The 17,495-nt window shown below is 65.4% G+C and carries 17 protein-coding genes; 1 reads left to right on the forward strand and 16 read right to left on the reverse strand.

The window, feature by feature from the left end; genetic code table 11:
- Window positions 1-174 precede the first annotated feature (174 nt).
- From truB to ACREYQ_RS09725, 8 genes are all read right to left on the reverse strand, one after another.
- Window positions 175-1,122, reverse strand: coding sequence for a tRNA pseudouridine(55) synthase TruB (gene truB / locus ACREYQ_RS09690; RefSeq protein ID WP_432257428.1), 948 nt, complete (start codon window positions 1,120-1,122; stop codon window positions 175-177).
- A 94-nt stretch (window positions 1,123-1,216) separates the two neighbouring features.
- Window positions 1,217-1,585, reverse strand: coding sequence for a 30S ribosome-binding factor RbfA (rbfA, locus tag ACREYQ_RS09695; protein WP_432257429.1), 369 nt, complete (start codon window positions 1,583-1,585; stop codon window positions 1,217-1,219).
- Between the two features lie 60 nt (window positions 1,586-1,645).
- Window positions 1,646-4,543, reverse strand: a complete 2,898-nt coding sequence (gene infB, locus ACREYQ_RS09700) for a translation initiation factor IF-2 (RefSeq protein WP_432257430.1) — start codon at window positions 4,541-4,543, stop codon at window positions 1,646-1,648.
- Window positions 4,544-4,634: 91 nt separating this feature from the next.
- On the reverse strand, window positions 4,635-6,110 hold the full coding sequence (nusA, locus tag ACREYQ_RS09705; protein WP_432257431.1) for a transcription termination factor NusA: 1,476 nt from the start codon (window positions 6,108-6,110) through the stop codon (window positions 4,635-4,637).
- On the reverse strand, window positions 6,107-6,595 hold the full coding sequence (gene rimP / locus ACREYQ_RS09710) for a ribosome maturation factor RimP (protein WP_432257432.1): 489 nt from the start codon (window positions 6,593-6,595) through the stop codon (window positions 6,107-6,109). The genes nusA and rimP overlap by 4 nt, the downstream gene beginning before the upstream one ends.
- 301 nt (window positions 6,596-6,896) lie before the next feature.
- Window positions 6,897-8,825 (reverse strand): 23S rRNA pseudouridine(2605) synthase RluB, encoded by a 1,929-nt coding sequence (gene rluB, locus ACREYQ_RS09715; RefSeq protein WP_432257433.1) that lies wholly within the window; start codon window positions 8,823-8,825, stop codon window positions 6,897-6,899.
- 5 nt (window positions 8,826-8,830) lie between these two features.
- A complete protein-coding gene (scpB, locus tag ACREYQ_RS09720) occupies window positions 8,831-9,631 on the reverse strand; it encodes an SMC-Scp complex subunit ScpB (RefSeq protein WP_432257434.1) in 801 nt (266 codons plus the stop codon).
- 590 nt (window positions 9,632-10,221) lie between these two features.
- A complete protein-coding gene (locus ACREYQ_RS09725) occupies window positions 10,222-10,980 on the reverse strand; it encodes a sulfite exporter TauE/SafE family protein (RefSeq protein ID WP_432257435.1) in 759 nt (252 codons plus the stop codon).
- A gap of 78 nt (window positions 10,981-11,058) precedes the next feature.
- On the opposite strand from ACREYQ_RS09725, the gene fnr reads away from it, so the two are divergent.
- Window positions 11,059-11,784, forward strand: coding sequence for a fumarate/nitrate reduction transcriptional regulator Fnr (gene fnr / locus ACREYQ_RS09730; protein WP_432257436.1), 726 nt, complete (start codon window positions 11,059-11,061; stop codon window positions 11,782-11,784).
- 18 nt (window positions 11,785-11,802) lie between these two features.
- Here fnr and ACREYQ_RS09735 read toward each other — a convergent pair whose 3' ends face one another.
- From ACREYQ_RS09735 to ccoS, 8 genes are all read right to left on the reverse strand, one after another.
- The gene (locus tag ACREYQ_RS09735) at window positions 11,803-12,048 is read right to left on the reverse strand and encodes a hypothetical protein (RefSeq protein ID WP_432257437.1); all 246 of its coding nucleotides are present in this window, start codon (window positions 12,046-12,048) and stop codon (window positions 11,803-11,805) included.
- Window positions 12,045-12,254: a hypothetical protein gene (locus ACREYQ_RS09740; RefSeq protein ID WP_432257438.1), complete on the reverse strand. Its 210-nt coding sequence runs from the start codon at window positions 12,252-12,254 to the stop codon at window positions 12,045-12,047. Before ACREYQ_RS09740 ends, ACREYQ_RS09735 begins: the two co-directional genes overlap by 4 nt.
- Before the next feature lie 43 nt (window positions 12,255-12,297).
- A complete protein-coding gene (gene ccoG, locus ACREYQ_RS09745) occupies window positions 12,298-13,770 on the reverse strand; it encodes a cytochrome c oxidase accessory protein CcoG (RefSeq protein WP_432257439.1) in 1,473 nt (490 codons plus the stop codon).
- Between the two features lie 49 nt (window positions 13,771-13,819).
- Complete coding sequence (ccoP, locus tag ACREYQ_RS09750; protein WP_432257440.1) at window positions 13,820-14,737, reverse strand: cytochrome-c oxidase, cbb3-type subunit III; 918 nt, start codon at window positions 14,735-14,737, stop codon at window positions 13,820-13,822.
- Between the two features lie 2 nt (window positions 14,738-14,739).
- On the reverse strand, window positions 14,740-14,904 hold the full coding sequence (locus tag ACREYQ_RS09755) for a cbb3-type cytochrome oxidase subunit 3 (protein ID WP_432257441.1): 165 nt from the start codon (window positions 14,902-14,904) through the stop codon (window positions 14,740-14,742).
- 3 nt (window positions 14,905-14,907) lie between these two features.
- Window positions 14,908-15,570, reverse strand: a complete 663-nt coding sequence (ccoO, locus tag ACREYQ_RS09760; RefSeq protein ID WP_432257442.1) for a cytochrome-c oxidase, cbb3-type subunit II — start codon at window positions 15,568-15,570, stop codon at window positions 14,908-14,910.
- Window positions 15,571-15,588: 18 nt separating this feature from the next.
- Window positions 15,589-17,037 (reverse strand): cytochrome-c oxidase, cbb3-type subunit I, encoded by a 1,449-nt coding sequence (gene ccoN / locus ACREYQ_RS09765; protein WP_432257443.1) that lies wholly within the window; start codon window positions 17,035-17,037, stop codon window positions 15,589-15,591.
- Window positions 17,038-17,346: 309 nt separating this feature from the next.
- Window positions 17,347-17,493: a cbb3-type cytochrome oxidase assembly protein CcoS gene (gene ccoS / locus ACREYQ_RS09770; protein WP_010809469.1), complete on the reverse strand. Its 147-nt coding sequence runs from the start codon at window positions 17,491-17,493 to the stop codon at window positions 17,347-17,349.
- Between the last annotated feature and the right edge of the window lie 2 nt (window positions 17,494-17,495).

Below are 17,495 nucleotides of genomic sequence, written 5' to 3' on the forward strand. Positions count from 1 at the left end.
ATCCGGAAGTCAGGAAGAAGATGGCTGAGTTCGGCTCCGAGCCCGCGGGTGATACCCCGGAGCATTTCGCCGGGTCCTCGCTCAGGACCGGACGATGTGGGCCGACGTCATCAAGACGGCCAAGATCACGCTCGAGTAAGTGCCGACGGGGGACGCTCACGCCCCTTGCAGAAGCTACAGCTTGACCAGTCGCTCCGGCCGCAACGCGCCTTCGCGCATGCGCGCCACGCCCAGCAGGCGCGCCGGCTCGCCAGCATAGACGCGCGCCAGCGCATCCTCGGCCAGTTGGGTGCCGGCCGGCAGATCGCGCTGGGCGATACGCTGGCCCTGCAGGAAGCGCCCCGCCGCGGCATCGTCCAGATGCACCGGCACGCATTTCTGCAGCAAGGCATCCACCGGGGCCAGCATGGCCGGGCGTTGCGCGTCTTCCTGCTGTTCGATCTGCGCCAGCGTCACCGCGCCGTCCAGCGTCAGGTCGCCCACGGCGATCCGGCGCAGTCCGGTCAGGTGCCCGCCGCAGCCCAGCGCCTCGCCGATGTCCTCGGCCAGCGTGCGGATATAGGTGCCCTTGCTGCACGTCACCCGCATCGTGAACGACGGGGCCTCGGGCAAGGCGCAGTCCAGCAGCGCGATCGCACGGATAGTGACGCGGCGCGCCGCGCGCTCCACGGTCTGGCCGGCGCGCGCGTATTCGTACAGCGGGCGGCCATCCTTCTTCAGCGCCGAATGCATCGGCGGCACCTGCTCGATCTCGCCCAGGAAGCTCGCCAGCGCCTGCTCCACCGCGGCGCGGTCGCAGCTGACCTCGCGCACGTCGAGCAGTTCGCCTTCGGCGTCGCCCGTGCTCGAGCGCGCGCCCAGCCGCACCTCGGCGTCATAGGTCTTGTCCGCTTCCAGCAGGTCCTGCGAGAACTTGGTGGCCTCGCCGAAGCACAGTGGCAGCAGCCCGGTGGCAAGCGGGTCCAGCGTGCCGGTATGCCCGGCCTTGGCTGCGCGCAACAGGCGCTTGGCGCGCACCAGCGCGTCGTTGGACGACAGGCCCAGCGGCTTGTCGAGCAGCAGCACACCATGGACCTCGCGGCGCGGCAGGCGCGGCGGACGGTTGGCGTTCGAATCGGTCATCGGGAGAAAGCTGGAGAAAGCAGGAGGCGGCGATGCAGCGCGGATGGAGCCCGCAGCGAGCGGTAGCCCATGCCAGCCGGCACGGGCGCCGGCATCAGTCGTCTTTCGAACGCGTGGCGTTCGCTTCGTTGATCAGCTTGGACATCTCGATCGCATGTTCGACCGAGGTATCGTGGAAGAAGCGCAGCGTCGGCACGGTATGGATGTGCAGGCGCTTGTACAGCAGCGAGTGCAGGTAGCCGGCCTTTTCGTTCAGGATGGCTTCCGCTTCGGCGGCTTCGGCGCCCAGCACGGTGAAGTACACCTTGGCGTGCGCATAGTCGGGCGTCAGCGTGACCGACTGCAGCGTGACCAGGCCGAGGCGCGGGTCGCGCAGTTCGCGCTGGATCATCTCGGCCAGGTCCTTCTGGATCTGGTCGGAGATGCGGAGATTGCGGGAGGAGATATTGCCTTTCTTGGCCATTCAGTTACGTCTAGTCGAGATGACAACGGCAGGCCGAAGCCTGCCGTTGCTTGCGACGCCTTACAGCGTACGCGCCACCTCTGTGATTTCGTACACCTCGAGCTGGTCGCCTTCCTGAACATCGTTGAAGTTCTTGATCGACAGACCGCACTCGAAGCCTTGCTTGACTTCCTTGACGTCGTCCTTGAAGCGCTTGAGCGAATCCAGCTCGCCGTCGTGGACGACCACGTTGTTGCGCAGCACGCGCACCAGCGAATTGCGCTTGACCAGGCCGTCGGTAACCATACAGCCGGCCACCGCACCGATCTTCGGCACGCGGAACACCTGGCGCACCTCGACCTGGCCGATGGTGGTTTCGCGCTTCTCCGGCGCCAGCATGCCCGACATCGCCGCCTTGATCTCGTCTACCGCATCGTAAATGATGTTGTAGTAGCGGATATCGATGCCGTTGTGCTCGGCCAGCTTGCGCGCACCCGCATCGGCACGCACGTTGAAGCCGATGATGACCGCCTTCGAAGCCGTCGCCAGGTTGACGTCGGATTCGGAGATGCCACCCACGCCGCCGTGCACGATCTGCACGCGCACTTCGGCGGTCGACAGCTTCTGCAGCGACTGCACCAGCGCCTCCTGCGAGCCCTGCACGTCGGCCTTGACGATCAACGGCAGCGTCTGCACTTCGCCTTCGGCCATCTGCTCGAGCATGTTCTCGAGCTTGGCGGCCTGTTGCTTGGCCAGCTTCACGTCGCGGAACTTGCCCTGGCGGAACAGCGCGATTTCACGTGCCTTGCGCTCGTCCGGCAGCACCAGCACTTCTTCACCGGCGGCAGGCACTTCCGACAGACCCTGGATTTCCACCGGGATCGACGGACCGGCTTCCTTGGTCGCCTTGCCGTTCTCGTCCAGCATGGCGCGCACTCGGCCGTAGGCGCTGCCAGCCAGGACCACATCGCCACGCTTGAGCGTGCCGCTGCTGACCAGGATGGTTGCGATCGGGCCCTTGCCCTTGTCCAGCTGGGCTTCCACCACCAGGCCCTTGGCCGGGGCAGCCACCGGTGCCTTCAGTTCCAGCACTTCGGCTTGCAGGAGCACTTGCTCGAGCAGGTCTTCCACACCGGTACCCATCTTCGCGGAAACCGGCACGAACGGCGAATCGCCGCCGTATTCTTCCGGCACCACCTGCTCCGCCACCAGTTCCTGCTTCACGCGGTCCGGGTTGGCATCGGGCTTGTCGATCTTGTTGATCGCCACGACGATCGGCACACCGGCAGCCTTGGCATGCGCAATGGCTTCCTTGGTCTGCGGCATTACGCCGTCGTCGGCCGCGACCACCAGGATCACGATATCGGTTGCCTTGGCACCGCGGGCACGCATGGCCGTGAAGGCCTCGTGACCCGGGGTGTCCAGGAAGGTGATCACGCCGCGGTCGGTTTCCACATGGTAGGCACCGATATGCTGCGTAATGCCGCCGGCTTCGCCCGCGGCCACCTTGGTGCGGCGGATGTAATCCAGCAGCGAGGTCTTGCCGTGGTCGACGTGACCCATCACGGTCACCACCGGCGGACGCGGCAGCAGCTCGGCGTCTTCGTGTTCCTCACCGTCCACCACCAGCAGGGCTTCCGGATCGTCCAGCTTGGCGGCGTACGCCTTGTGGCCCATTTCTTCCACCACGATCATGGCGGTTTCCTGGTCCAGCACCTGGTTGATCGTCACCATCTGGCCGAGCTTCATCATCTGCTTGATGACCTCGGATGCCTTGACCGCCATCTTGTGAGCCAGGTCGGCCACGGAGACGGTTTCAGGCACGTGCACTTCACGGATCACCGGCTCGGTCGGCGCCTGGAAGTTGCTGCGGCTGTCGTCGTGCTGCTGCTGCCTGCCGCCGCGGCCACGCGGGCCGCCGCGCCAGCCGCCCACGCCGCCCGACGAATCGCCGCGCGTCTTCAGGCCGCTGCCCTTCTTGCGGCTGCCTTCGTCCTGCCACGTCGACGACGTGCCGGCCTTGACGACCTTGCCCTTCTTGTCGGCGGTGGCGGTAGTGGCGGTAGCGGTCACCGGCTTCTTCTCGCCCGGCTTGGCTTCGGTCGCACCCGCCGGCTTGACCGGCTTGTGCAGCGTTCCGGTCTGCTCAGCCTTCTTTTCCTCGGCCTTGCGCTCGGACGGCGCCTTCAGCACGCGTGCCGGCGCGTTCAGCATCTGCTGGATCGCGCGGGCTTCGGCTTCGGCGGCCTCGCGGCGCTTGCGCGCGGCGACTTCCTGCTCGGCGCGGGCCTTGTCGGCGGCGGCCTTGGCCTCGTCGGCAGCCTTCTGCGCCTCGGCGCGTTCGGCGGTGACGCGTGCCTTCTCGTCCTCGGCCTTCTTGCGCGAGGAGTCCTCGTTGGCTTCGGTCACGGCGCGCGATGCGGCGGCCTCTTCCTCCGCCTTGCGGGCGGCGAGTTCGGCCTGGCGGCGCTGTTCAGCCTCCAGTGCTTCCTGGCGGGCGCGGCGCTCGGCTTCCTCGCGCTCGGCTGCCTCGCGGGCGGCCTTGGCTTCGGCTTCCTGGCGCGCCAGCTGCTCGGCCTGGCGGCTTTCTTCCTCTTCGCGGCGCGCCTCCTCGGCTGCGTCGACGATCGGGGCTTGCGCCTCGGCACCGTCGGCCTGGGCATCATGCGCAGCTTCGTCGCGCTTGATCAGCACGCGCTTCTTGCGCACTTCCACCTGGACCGTGCGGGTCTTGCCGGCGCCATCCGACTGGCGGATCTCGGAGGTTTCGCGCTTGGTCAGTGTGATCTTCTTGCGGGCGCTGTCGTCGGCCTGGCCGTGCGAGCGCTTCAGATAGTCCAGCAGCCTGGTCTTATCCGATTCCGTGATGATGTCTTCTGGCGTCGCTTTGCCCACCCCAGCCGCCTGCAATTGTTCCAGCAGGGCAGCTGCGCTGCGACTCAGTTCTGCGGCCAGTTGGGCAACTGTTGTGCTTGCCATTCAAACCCTTTCAATGCTTGGTTTCTACGTCGGGACAGATTGTTGCGGAAAGCGCGCCCGGGCCAGGTGTAGGCCGGCCCGGCCGTGTCCCTCAGTTGAACCAATGTTCCCGTGCTTTCATGATCAGCGACTTGGCTTCTTCCTCGCTGACACCGGTCATCTCGACCAGCTCGTCCACGGCCAGTTCGGCCAGGTCGTCACGCGTATGGATATCGCCTTCGGCCAGCTTGCCGATCAGTTCCGGGTTGAGGCCGTCGAGCGAGCGCAGGTCCTGCGACACCTCTTCCACCTTTTCTTCCCGGGCCAGTTCCATCGTCAGGAGCGCATCACGCGCGCGATTGCGCAGCTCGTTGACGGTGTCTTCGTCAAAGGCCTCGATCTCCATCATTTCACTGATGGGGACATAAGCCACTTCTTCCAGCGTGGAGAAGCCTTCCTCGATCAGGATGTCGGCAACTTCCTCATCCACGTCCAGCTTGGACATGAACAGCTTGCGCACGACATCGCTCTCTTCGGCCTGCTTCTGCGCCGATTCTTCCTGGGTCATGATGTTGATCTGCCAGCCGGTCAGCTCGGACGCCAGGCGCACGTTCTGACCACTGCGGCCGATCGAGACGGCGAGGTTTTCCTCGTCGACCACCACGTCCATGCTGTGCTTCTCTTCATCCACCACGATCGACTGCACTTGCGCCGGCGCCAGCGCGCCGATCACAAATTGCGCCGGGTCTTCCGACCACAGCACGATGTCCACCGCCTCGCCGCCGATCTCGTTGCGCACCGCGGTGACGCGCGTGCCACGCACGCCCACGCAGGTGCCGATCGGGTCGATGCGCTTGTCATGCGCGACCACGGCGATCTTGGCGCGCACGCCCGGATCACGGGCTGCCGCCTTGATCTCCAGCAGGCCCTGCTCCATTTCCGGCACTTCGTTCTCGAAGAGCTTGATCAGGAACTCGGGCGCGGTGCGCGACAGTTCGATCTGCGGGCCGCGCGCGGCGCGGTCCACATTCAGGATATAGGCACGCACACGGTCGCCCGTGCGCAGGTTTTCCTTGGGGATGATCTGGTCGCGGGCCAGCAGCGCTTCCACGCGGCCGGATTCGACGATCAGGCCCTTCTTGTCGGCGCGCTTGACCGTGCCGGTCATGATCTTCTCGCCGCGATCCAGGTAGTCGTTCAGGATCTGCTCGCGCTCGGCGTCGCGGATGCGCTGCAGGATCACCTGCTTGGCAGCCTGCGCACCAATGCGGCCGAACTCGACCGACTCGATCTGCTGCTCGATAAAGTCGCCCAGCTCGATGCCGGGGTTTTCATCGCGAGCCTCGAACAGCAGGATCTGCTTGTCCGGCTCCTGCAGGCCCAGCTCGTCGGGAACGACCAGCCAGCGGCGGAAGGTTTCATGCTCGCCCGACTCGCGATCGATCGCGACACGGATATCCACGTCTTCCTCGAAACGCTTCTTGGTGGCCGAGGCGAGCGCCGCCTCCAGGGCACCGAATACCACATCTTTGTCGACGTTCTTCTCACGCGCAAGCGCATCGACGAGCAACAGAACTTCGCGGCTCATTGCTTGTTCCCTTTTCTTTGATTTCCTTTGAAGTCGATCACCGGCACCAGGCGTGCCTTGTCGACATCGGATACGGCAAATTCCAGCAGCGCCGGGCCATCTTTGCCCTCGAACTCCAGGCCAATCTTCTCCTCGCCCGCCGCGCCGGTGGGCTCGCGCAGGATGCCTGTGAAGTTCTTCTGTCCGTTGACGGGCAGGCGCAGCGTCACGCGCGCCTCCTCGCCGGCAAAGCGGATGAAGTCGGCCAGCTTCTTCAGCGGCCGGTCCAGTCCGGGTGACGAGACCTCGAGGCGCTCGTAGTCGACGTTCTCGACGGTGAACACGTGGGTGAGCTGGCGGCTCACCTTTTCACAATCCTCGATGGCAATGCCGGTTTCAGGCTGATCGATATAGACACGCAGCAATCCGGCCGGGGCACGCTCGAGCTCGACCAGCTCATATCCCATGCCGCCAAGGGTGGTTTCGATCAAATCTGCCAGATGCACTGTTATCCCGAGTAATGGCCATCAACACCGTGGCAGGCAAACCCGCCGGTGCCGTCCGGGACGACCCTGCTGCAGCCCTGCCTGTCCGCCACCCCTCCGCCCCAGCGGAGAGAACCGAAAAACGGGCGAACCAAAAAAAAATGGGCGCAATGCCCATCATTCGCCCATCCTCGACGAGGATGGCTTTTTGAATAGACTTGAATTATACGCGGATTATGTCGAAAAGGCAAAAGCCAGACATTTCCGCACACTGCATGCGGCGCCGGCGGGCGTTCTACCCGCCGTGCGCCGCAATCAGCGCTTATCGGTTGCCACCGCGGTTGCCACCGCGATTGCCGCCACCACCGCCTCCGCCGCTGCGCGGGGAACGGTTACCGCCCGGCTTCGCCGCCTTCGGCATCACATTGCCGTTGGCTTCGCCACCGCCGCGGCGCGGCTTGCCCTGGCCCTGGCCCTGGCCGCCCTGACCGCGCATGCCACCCATGCCACCCATGCCACCCATGCCACCCACGCCACCCATGCCAGCGCCACCACCGCGGCCCTGGCGCGCGCCGGTACCGCGCCCGCCGCCCAGGTTGGCCGCGTGCGAGGTCAGCAACGTCGGACCATGGCTGATATAGCCCATCGACGTCTTCATCGGATCCGGCTGGCTGCTGCGGCCACCCCCGCTGCCACCGCCGCGGGCACCGCCCTGGTCGAAGCGCGGCAGGCCGTCCATGCCGGTGTGCATCGGCATGCCGGCAATCGCAGCTTCGGTACGCTGCTTGCGTCCGCCCACCTTGGTGGCGCCCTTGGGGGCTTGCTCGCCCTTGCCCGGCACCTTCAGGCCGACACCGGCCATCAGCGCCTTGACATCATTCGGCTCCACTTCCTGCCAGCGGCCGCGCTTGAGGCCCCGCGGCAGCAGGAACTGGCCGTAGCGCGTGCGGATCAGGCGCGACACGGTCAGCCCGACCGCCTCGAACATGCGGCGCACTTCACGGTTGCGGCCTTCGGTCAGGGCCACGTGGTACCACTGGTTGACACCTTCGCCACCGCCATCGGCAATGCGCAGGAAGTTGGCCTCGCCGTCATCGAGCTTGATGCCGTGCAGCAGGCGCTGGCGGTCGGCTTCGGCCAGCTCGCCCAGCGTGCGCACCGCGTACTCGCGCTCCACGCCGTAGCGCGGGTGCATGAAGCGGTTGGCAATGTCACCCGACGTGGTGAAGATCAGCAGGCCTTCGGTATTGAAGTCCAGGCGCCCCACCGCGACCCACTTGCCGGTCTTGATGCGCGGCAGGCTGTCGAACACGGTCGGACGGCCTTCCGGATCGGACTGGCTGACGATTTCGCCGGCGGGCTTGTGGTACAGCAGCACGCGCGGCGGCTTGGTCGACACCTTGCGGTGGATCAGCTTGCCGTTCACGCGGACCTGGTCGGCCGGCAGGATGCGCTGGCCGATGTGCGCCGGCAGCCCGTTGACCGAGACCCGGCCCTGCAGGATCAGCTCTTCCATCTCGCGGCGCGAGCCCAGCCCGCCCTCGGCCAGCACCTTGTGCAGCTTGGGCGCGTCGTCGTCGGCCGACAGCTCGCGCACCGGCTTGGCCTTGGTGCGCGGGATGACGGTGTCTTCGCTGTCGTACTGCTCTGAGATCACGAAGCGGAACAGGTCTTCGCTGCTCGCCGCGGTCTTTTCACCGCCGCCCTGGCCGGGGCCCTTGCGCGGCGCCTGCGGCTTGCCGCCCTCCTTGCGGCGACCCTGCTGGCGCGCGCCGGCGCCCTGGCCCTCGCCAGGCGTTGCCGGCTTGCCGGCGCGCTGGCCCGGCTTGCGCTTGCGGCTGGGCTGCTCGGGCTTGTCGGTGCCTTCGGCCCTGGCCGCGCGGTCCACCTTGTCTGCCTTGCTGTTGCCCTGGCCGCCCTGGCTACCCTGGCCGCCCTCGCCCTGACCCGCCTTGCGCTTGCCGCGGCCACGCTGGCCACCGCGCCCGCCGCCAGCCGCCTGTGCGGCGCCCGGCTCACCGGCATCGCCCTGGCCGCCGATGCCGGCGCCTTCGGCGCCCTCGGCACGGTCCTGCGCCGCCTGACGGCGCGATGCCACCAGGTTCCTCAGCCCGCGGCGCAGCCCCTTGCGGCGGGGCGCGGCTTCGCTGCCCGATCCGGGTTCTGCGGCGCCGGTGTCGGCGGATGCGCCCGCATGGCGGGTGTCTTGCTCAACGGAATCAGACAAGATATTCACTATCGGATGTTGCATGTTGTTCAGTTCGGCACGCGCTCGTCGTGCTCGCTCGGGTGCGGCGGGTTGCCGTCGTCGGGCAGTTCGCCCCGCGCCCCGTCCGGATTGGGTGCGGCTGGTTCGGTGAAATCGTTCGAATCAGCCTCGGCAGCCGCCGGTTGCAGCGGCTGCACATCGAAGCCATTGGCGCCTTCGTCGGCCGGTGTGGCCGGCTCGGCATAGGCCTCTTCGTCGGCGCTGGCAGGCTTGTTCGCCGCCAGGTCTTCAAAATTGATCGCCTGCTGCTCCAACAAGGCGGCCTGCGCCTGCGCCTGGGCGTCTTCCAGCGGCGGCAGTTCATCCAGCGTGCGCAGGCCAAGGTCGTCCAGGAACGCCTTGGTGGTGGCATACAGCGCGGGCCGGCCGGGCACGTCGCGATGGCCGATTACCTCGATCCAGCTGCGGTCCTCCAGCTTCTTGATCACTTCCGTGCTGACGGTCACGCCCCGGATTTCCTCGATATCGCCCCGGGTCACCGGCTGGCGGTAAGCAATGATCGCCAGGGTCTCCATGACGGCGCGCGAATATTTTGGCGGTTTTTCCGGATTCAGGCGGTCGAGGTATTCCCGCATTTCCGGCCGGCTCTGGAAGCGCCAGCCGCTGGCCAGCGCCACCAGTTCCACGCCGCGCGGCCGCCAGTCCTGGCGCAGTTCCTCGAGCAGCACGCGGATGGTGTCTGCGCCGACGTCATCGTCAAACAGTCGCCGCAGATCATTGACGCGCAACGGTTCCTGCGCGCAGATCAGCGCCGTCTCGAGGACGACCTTCGCCTCTTGGGTATTCATGTTGATGGTGTGCAGCCTGTCTTTGCACCTGCTCCCGGACGGATCCGGGGCACCGGAGATTTTGGATACAGCGGTGCGAAAGCCACCGCCATCTCATTGCGCAGCGAGCCGGATACCTGCTGTATCCAAGCCGTGCACTTCCCTTTCTTTGCATCGAGTTGCCGGGTCGTTCCGGCAGGAGATCGTCCGCATGCCGTCATGGACCGGCCAGCGAACCTCTTGCGTCGCGCATCCGCACACAACGGACGTCGCTGTCAGCGAACTGAACGCCTCGGACGCAAGAAAAAACGGGTATCGGGAGCTAGGCCGGCATCTACAACACCACCGTGCCAGCCGGACTTTTGAACCAGATCTTTTGAACCGGATGGACCGCGGGGGCGGGACGGGCATCGAAAACCTTCCGCTTCCCTTGTCCTGGGCACGCCTTCTGGTAGGAAGGCCGCCTGGCGCTGCTCGCCGCTGCTTACCGCGGCCTGTCTGACTTCGCGCGATACCGCAATGTTGGCGATTGTATGGCATTCCCGCCTCTGCCTGCAACCATCATCCGTTGTCCACGCGGCGCCAACGCCTCAGAACAGTCCCAGACAGCATCAAAACACCAGACAGAACCCCTGCCCGGCCAGCGAATGTGGCAGCAGCACCGCTCGCGCAATACCCAGGCCGCCAAACGCCATCACCGCGAGGCCCGCCCCAAGCCGCACGGCGGGACGCCTCGCCAGCAGCCGCAAATAGCCCGACAGCCCCGACAAGACCAGCAGATTCGGCAGCGTGCCGAGCCCGAAAACCCCCATGACCAGCGCCCCGGAACCCGCGTTGCCCGCCAGCAGCGCCAGTGTCAGCGCGCCATAGACCATGCCGCAGGGGACCAGGCCCCAGGCCAGCCCAACGCCATAGCGCCGCGCCAGCCCGCCGCGCACCCGCACGGAGGCTGGCATGCCGCCGGCCAGGCGGCCGAGCCGTCGCGCCGCGGCAGCACTGCAGCGCGCTGCCAGCCGCTCCAGCCAGTTCACGGTAAAGGTACTGCCGCGCAGCAGGCGCCAGCCCGACCACAGCAGCATCAGGCTGCCCGCGCCGAACAGCCAGCGCTGCACCGGCAGATAATCCTGCTTCCATGCCGAGGCGCCGGCGGCACCCAGCGCCGCACCCAGCAGCATATAGGTCGAAATCCTGCCCATGTGCATCACCAGCAACTCGCCCAGCCAGGCAGCGCGGCTGCGCACCAGGCTGACTGTCGCAGGCATCCCGCGCCGCTGTTCCACGGCGAGGGCCACGCCACCGCACATCGCGGCACAGTGGACACCGCCCAGCAAAGCCAGCAGGAAAACGCTGATCAGCACCCCAAATGTCAATTCTGTCTCCCTGCCGGATCACATCGCACGTTAAAATGTATCAATCGCGCCCTCGCTGCCATTTCTAGCAGGTTCCAATTGCTCACCTCCATTCCCATTACCGAGATGTCGCCCCGTTGCTCCACTTGTGCGATGGGGCAGCTGTGCCTTCCGGTTGGCATGTCGCAGCAAGACCTCGCTAAGATGGACACGCTGGTGCAAGAGCGCATTCGCGTGCACAAGGGTGAAACCCTGTACCGCATGGGCGATCCGCTCACCGCCGTCTATGCCATCCGCTTCGGCACGCTCAAGACCCACGTCACCACCGAAGACGGCCGCTCGCAGATTACCGGTTTCCATCTGCCCGGTGAAATCGTCGGGCTCGACGGACTCGGCGAGATGCAGCATGCCTCCGATGCCGCCGCGCTGGAAGATACCGAGGTGTGCGTGGTCCGCATGAAGGATCTGCAATCCCTGTCATCAGACCTGCCGTCGCTGCAGCAGCAGTTCCTGCGCCTGATGGGCAAGGAGATCACGCAAGATCAGCTCATGCTGGTCACGCTGGGTTCGATGCGCGCCGAGGAACGCCTCGCCGCCTTCCTGATCAACCTGTCGGAGCGGCTGTCGGCGCGCGGGTATTCGGCGTCCGAGTTCGTGATGCGCATGAGCCGCGAAGAAATCGGCAGCTACCTCGGGTTGAAGCTGGAAACCGTCAGCCGCCTGTTCTCCCGCTTTGCCGAAGCGGGCCTGATCCAGATCCGCCAGCGCCACGTCAAGCTGGTCGACATCGACGGCATCAAGCAACTCTACAGCCGCACTTGCTGAGCCGCCGCCGCGCCGGCCTCATTCCAGTTCATCGGTATCGGCCAACCGCGTCGGCATGGTGTAGAGCGTCAGCCCGCTCGACAGCGCGCAGAACACCCAGGCCAGCAGGAAGCCGACAGTGTAGACCGACTCGCGCGACGATTCGATCGGATGGCCGAAGAACTTCAGGTCACCGGGATCAACGACTGAAAAGACCGTCGCGGTCGCAAAGCCGGCCATCAGGAACCCCGGCCAAAGTACCCACATCAGCCAGCGCAACTTCATGGCTGCCTCGCTGTGCCAGGCTTTGACGGCGTGGCCCCGGCCTTCTCCACCACCAGGCCATGGCGCGTCGCGCCCCCCACAGGCATGTCGGGATGCGTTGACGCCAGCCAGATCGTCACGCCGCACGCCACCATGGCCGCCAGCGGACCGCTCATCAGCAGCCACGGCCACGGTTCCTTCCACCACGGATTGCCTTGCTGACTCATCTTGCCCCCTTCGTCTTGGCGACTACGTCCGAGTCCCCTGGCTTCACAAATCGCGCGGCACGATAAAACTGGTGGATTGCCGGATTTCGGCATGCCCCCGCTCCGTGCCTTCGCTCGTTACTGTCACGCTGATCTTGTGCGTGCCCTGCGCCGCGGCCTCGATCGGCACGCGGATGCGGACCGGCAGCAACCGGTTGGAGGTCGGCGCCAGCGATTCGGCTTGCTTGTCGTACTCCACCGTCAGGTTCTTCAGTTCGTCGCTGTCGGCGCTCACCCGGATCCGCATCGGCGCTTCGGTCGTGTTGATCAGCTGCAGGCGATAGACATTCTCGATCCAGCGCCCTTCCACTTCCCGGCCAAGCGCACCACGGTCGCGGATGATGTCGACCTTCAGCGGTGTGCGCAGCGCGATCGACGCCAGGAACCCGGCCAGCAGCGCGACCCAGATCACTGAATAGATGATCACGCGCGGACGCAGCAGCCGCTTGCGCGACGCCACGGCGGACAGGCCCTTGCGCATCGCGTTCTCCGACGTGTACCGGATCAGGCCGCGCGGGTAGTCCAGCTTGTCCATCACCTGGTTGCAGGCGTCAATACACGCGCCGCAGCCAATGCATTCATACTGCAGGCCATCGCGGATATCGATGCCCGTCGGGCACACCTGCACGCAGATGCTGCAGTTGACGCAATCGCCCAGGCCCGCCTTGCGGTGGTCGGTCTTGCGCGAGCGGCTGCCGCGCGGCTCGCCGCGGCCGACGTCGTAGGTCACCACATAGGTATCGCGGTCCACCATCACGCTCTGGAAACGCGCATACGGGCACATGTACTTGCATACCTGCTCGCGCATGAAGCCCGCGTTGCCCCAGGTGGCGAACGCATAGAACAGCATCCAGAACGCCTGCCACGGCCCCAGCGACAGGGCCAGCACCTCGCCGCCCAGTTCGCGGATCGGGGCGAAGTAGCCGATGAAGGTAAAGCCGGTCCAGAGCGCGATCAGCACCCACAGCAAGTGCTTGGTCGCCTTGATACGGAATTTGCGCAGGCTCCACGGATCGCCGTCGAGCCGGATGCGCGCGATGCGGTCACCTTCGACCCGACGCTCGATCCACATGAAGATCTCGGTGTAGACCGTCTGCGGACACGCGTAGCCGCAGAACAGCCGCCCCGCTATCGCCGTGAACAGGAACAGCGCCAGCGCGGAGATGACCAGCAGCACCGCCAGGTAGATGACGTCCTGCGGCCACAGCACCAGCCCGAAGATATAGAACTTGCGCTCGCCAAGGTCGAACAGCACGGCCTGGCGGCCATTCCATTGGAGCCAGGGCGTGCCGTAGTAGATCAGCTGGGTCAGGATCACCATCCAGACCCGCCAGCTGGAGAAGGCACCCTTCACCGAGCGCGGATAGATCTTGCGGCGGACCTCGTAAAGGGTTTCGTCAGAGGTCTCGCCCGGCGCAGCGGCCGACCGTTGCAGATCGGCCGCCCGGGCCATTTCTTCGGTCCCGGTGGCATTCATGGGCATGCTCTCCCGCGAGCCGCCAGCGCCCGCTCACATGAGTCGTCGGTCATTGCCCGGCTCCGCCCCCGGTATTGGACAAACCCCAGACATAGGCGGTCAGCATGCGGATGCGTTCGGGCGTCAGGATTTCCTCATGCGCCGGCATATGGTTGTTATGGCCCTTCAGGATGGCATCGACGATGCTGGCTTCCGAGCTGCCATAGAGCCAGACGTTGTCCGACAGGTTCGGTGCCCCGATCGCCTGATTGCCCTTGCCGCCGGAGCCGTGGCAGGCCACGCAGGTCGTCTTGAAGGTGCCCTCGCCGCGCGACGCGCGGATCGGATCCGACGACAGCCCGGACAGCGAGCGCACGTACTGCGCCACGTCGCCCGCCTGCTTGCCATCGATGGTCGCGGCGAACGACGGCATCACGCCGTTGCGGCCCTTGGTGATGGTCTGCTGGATCGTTTCCGGCTCGCCGCCATACAGCCAGTCATTGTCGGTCAGGTTCGGGAAGCCGCGGCTGCCGCGCGCGTCCGAGCCATGGCACTGCGCGCAGTAGTTCAGGAACAGGCGCTGGCCGATCTCGCGCGCCTGCGGGTCCGCCGCAACCTGATTGACGTCCATCTTCAGGTACTTGGCGTAGATCTCGTTCTGCATCTGCTCCTGCGTCGCGCGGTGCGCGGCCAGTTCGCCCTGCGTGGAGAACTTCAGCACGCCGGCATATGAACCGAGGCCCGGATACAGCACCAGGTAGACCAGGCTGAAGATGCAGGCCAGCAGGAACATCCACATCCACCAGCGCGGCAGCGGGTTGTTCAGCTCGCGCAGGTCGCCGTCCCAGACGTGCCCGGTATCTTCGGTGCCACCGGCAGTCTTGGCGACCTTGCGTTGCGAGAACAGCAGCCACACGCACCAGACGATGCCGATGAGCGCGATGGCGGCAATGTAGTAACTCCAGAATTCGGAAATGAAATCGCTCATGGCTAGGTGTTCCGGCTCGATGTTGTCGTGGTTTCGTCAGGCAGCGCGAACGGCAGCATGGCGGATTCCCGGTTGGCGGCCTGCCGGCCGGCGGACCAGGCCCACCAGCAGATCCCCAGGAAGACGACCATCGACACGACGGTCGCCATGGCAGTGATCATGGCCATGGCTTACTCCTTGGGTGCCGCGGCCGCTGCGGCATCCACGCGGACGTTGCGGCGGTTGGTGCCCAGGCCTTGCAGGTAGGCAACCAGCGCGTCCTCTTCGGTCTTGCCCTTGAGCGCTTCCGGTGCCTTGGCGATCTCGGCGTCGGTGTACGGCACGCCCAGCCGGACCAGCGCGCGCATGCGGGCCTGGATATCGTTGGCGGGCAGCTCGGCCTTCTCCAGCCACGGGTACGACGGCATCACCGATTCCGGCACCACGTCGCGCGGATTGCGCAGGTGAATGCGCTGCCAGTCATCCGAGTAGCGCCCGCCCACGCGGGCCAGGTCGGGACCGGTACGCTTGGAGCCCCACAGGAACGGGTGGTCGTAGACTGACTCGCCCGCCGTGGAGAAATGGCCATAGCGCTCGGTCTCGGCCTGCAGCGTGCGAACCTGCTGCGAGTGGCAGCCGACGCAGCCTTCGCGGATATAGATATCGCGCCCCATCAGCCGCAGCGGCGAATACGGCGTGATGCCCGGATCCGGCTCGGTGGTGGAGTGCTGGAAGAACAGCGGCACGATCTGGACCAGACCCGCAATGCTGACCACGAGGATCGTGCAGATGATCAGCCAGCCGATGTTCTTCTCCAGCGTTTCATGGGAAAAGAAGCGTTGTTTGTCGGACATCTTTCTATCCTGGATTGATCAGTGGGCAGCGGCAGGGATGCTGGCCGGGATCGGCGCATCCAAGGCCGGCTTGCCGACAATGGTCTTGACCATGTTGTAGGCCATCAGCAGCATGCCGGACAGGAAGCACATGCCACCCAGCAGGCGAATCAGGTAGAACGGGTACTTGGCCTTGACCGCTTCGACGAAGGCATAGGTCAGCGTGCCGTCAGGCTGCGTGGCGCGCCACATCAGGCCTTCCATCACCCCGGCAATCCACATCGACGCGATATACAGCACCACGCCGATGGTCGCGATCCAGAAATGCCACTCGATCAGGCGGACGCTGTACATCTGCTTCTCGCCAAATAGCCGCGGGATCAGGTAGTAGAGCGAGCCGATCGAGATCATCGCGACCCAGCCCAGCGCGCCCGAGTGCACGTGGCCAATGGTCCAGTCGGTGTAGTGCGAGAGCGCGTTGACGGTCTTGATCGACATCATCGAGCCCTCGAACGTGGCCATGCCGTAGAACGACAGCGCCACCACCAGGAACTTCAGGATCGGGTCGGTGCGCAGCTTGTGCCAGGCACCCGAGAGCGTCATGATGCCGTTGATCATGCCGCCCCAGGACGGCGCCAGCAGGATCAGCGAGAACACCATGCCGAGCGACTGCGCCCAGTCGGGCAGCGCGGTGTACTGCAGGTGGTGCGGGCCGGCCCACATATAGGTGAAGTTCAGCGCCCAGAAGTGGACGATGGACAGGCGGTAGGAGTAGATCGGGCGCTCGGCCTGCTTGGGGATGAAGTAGTACATCATCCCCAGGAAGCTGGTGGTCAGGAAGAAGCCCACGGCGTTATGGCCGTACCACCACTGGATCATCGCGTCCTGCACGCCGGCATAGGCCGAATAGGACTTCCACATCGACACCGGCATCTCGATGTTGTTGACGATGTGCAGCAGCGCGATGGTCAGGATGTAGGCGCCGAAGAACCAGTTGGCGACATAGATATGCCGGGTCTTGCGCTTGACGATGGTGCCGAAGAACACGATCGCGTAGGCCACCCAGACCGCGGTGATCAGCAGGTCGATGGGCCATTCAAGCTCGGCATACTCCTTGGAGCTGGTAATGCCCAGCGGCAGCGTGATGGCGGCCGCGACGATGACCAGTTGCCAGCCCCAGAACGTGAACGCGGCGAGCGGGCCGCAGAACAGGCGGGCCTGGCAGGTGCGCTGGACCACGTAGTAGGAGGTCGCGAACAGCGCGCTGCCGCCGAAGGCGAAGATCACCGCATTGGTATGCAGCGGGCGCAGCCGGCCGAACGACAGCCAGGGCGTGTTGAAGTTGAGTTCGGGCCAGATCAGCTGTGCTGCCAGCAGCACGCCGACGGCCATGCCGACGATCCCCCAGACTACCGTCATGACAGCAAACTGTCTTACGACGCCGTAATTGAAGGTGTCGACGCGTGAAGACGCGGCAGTGACATCCATTCAGACCCCCAAAGCTTAGAGAAGAGAAAAAACCTACTGACAGCGTGACTTTAGGAAAACTGTGCCGCGGGCGCGTTGATCTTTATCAAGTCGCTCCGGGCACGCGTTGAACCTGGGCGCAAGGCCCCCGGTCGGAGGCAAATGCCGTTCAGTTAAGGCCTCAAGCCCTACCGTCATTCCCGCGCAGGCGGGAATCCAGCGTCTTTCACGTCCCCTTCGGGGATGAAGTCACTGGGTTCCCGCCTGCGCGGGAACGACAGTCGCCAACTGAACGGCATTACCGGTCGGAGGCCCGCTTTTGCCGCGGATTCAGGGCTTGTCGTTGTCCAGCAGGATCGATTCGGCGGGCCGGTCCAGGTCGTCGTACTGCCCGGCATGAAGGGCCCACCACAGCGCGCCTGCGATGACCACAACGAGCACCAGGCTCATCGGCACCAGCAGGTAAAGCGTTTCCATTG

The organism is Cupriavidus sp. TMH.W2 (genome assembly GCF_050847365.1).
In the GTDB taxonomy this organism is placed as follows: Bacteria; Pseudomonadota; Gammaproteobacteria; order Burkholderiales; family Burkholderiaceae; genus Cupriavidus.

Excerpts from the sequence above, each read along its gene's own strand:
- truB (WP_432257428.1), bottom strand. The coding sequence starts at position 1,122 with ATGACCGATTCGAACGCCAACCGTCCGCCGCGCCTGCCGCGCCGCGAG.
- rbfA (WP_432257429.1), bottom strand. The coding sequence starts at position 1,585 with ATGGCCAAGAAAGGCAATATCTCCTCCCGCAATCTCCGCATCTCCGAC.
- infB (WP_432257430.1), bottom strand. The coding sequence starts at position 4,543 with ATGGCAAGCACAACAGTTGCCCAACTGGCCGCAGAACTGAGTCGCAGC.
- nusA (WP_432257431.1), bottom strand. The coding sequence starts at position 6,110 with ATGAGCCGCGAAGTTCTGTTGCTCGTCGATGCGCTTGCGCGTGAGAAG.
- rluB (WP_432257433.1), bottom strand. The coding sequence starts at position 8,825 with ATGCAACATCCGATAGTGAATATCTTGTCTGATTCCGTTGAGCAAGAC.
- scpB (WP_432257434.1), bottom strand. The coding sequence starts at position 9,631 with ATGAATACCCAAGAGGCGAAGGTCGTCCTCGAGACGGCGCTGATCTGC.
- ACREYQ_RS09735 (WP_432257437.1), bottom strand. The coding sequence starts at position 12,048 with ATGAAGTTGCGCTGGCTGATGTGGGTACTTTGGCCGGGGTTCCTGATG.
- ACREYQ_RS09740 (WP_432257438.1), bottom strand. The coding sequence starts at position 12,254 with ATGAGTCAGCAAGGCAATCCGTGGTGGAAGGAACCGTGGCCGTGGCTG.
- ccoG (WP_432257439.1), bottom strand. The coding sequence starts at position 13,770 with ATGAATGCCACCGGGACCGAAGAAATGGCCCGGGCGGCCGATCTGCAA.
- ccoP (WP_432257440.1), bottom strand. The coding sequence starts at position 14,737 with ATGAGCGATTTCATTTCCGAATTCTGGAGTTACTACATTGCCGCCATC.
- ACREYQ_RS09755 (WP_432257441.1), bottom strand. The coding sequence starts at position 14,904 with ATGGCCATGATCACTGCCATGGCGACCGTCGTGTCGATGGTCGTCTTC.
- ccoO (WP_432257442.1), bottom strand. The coding sequence starts at position 15,570 with ATGTCCGACAAACAACGCTTCTTTTCCCATGAAACGCTGGAGAAGAAC.
- ccoN (WP_432257443.1), bottom strand. The coding sequence starts at position 17,037 with ATGGATGTCACTGCCGCGTCTTCACGCGTCGACACCTTCAATTACGGC.
- ccoS (WP_010809469.1), bottom strand. The coding sequence starts at position 17,493 with ATGGAAACGCTTTACCTGCTGGTGCCGATGAGCCTGGTGCTCGTTGTG.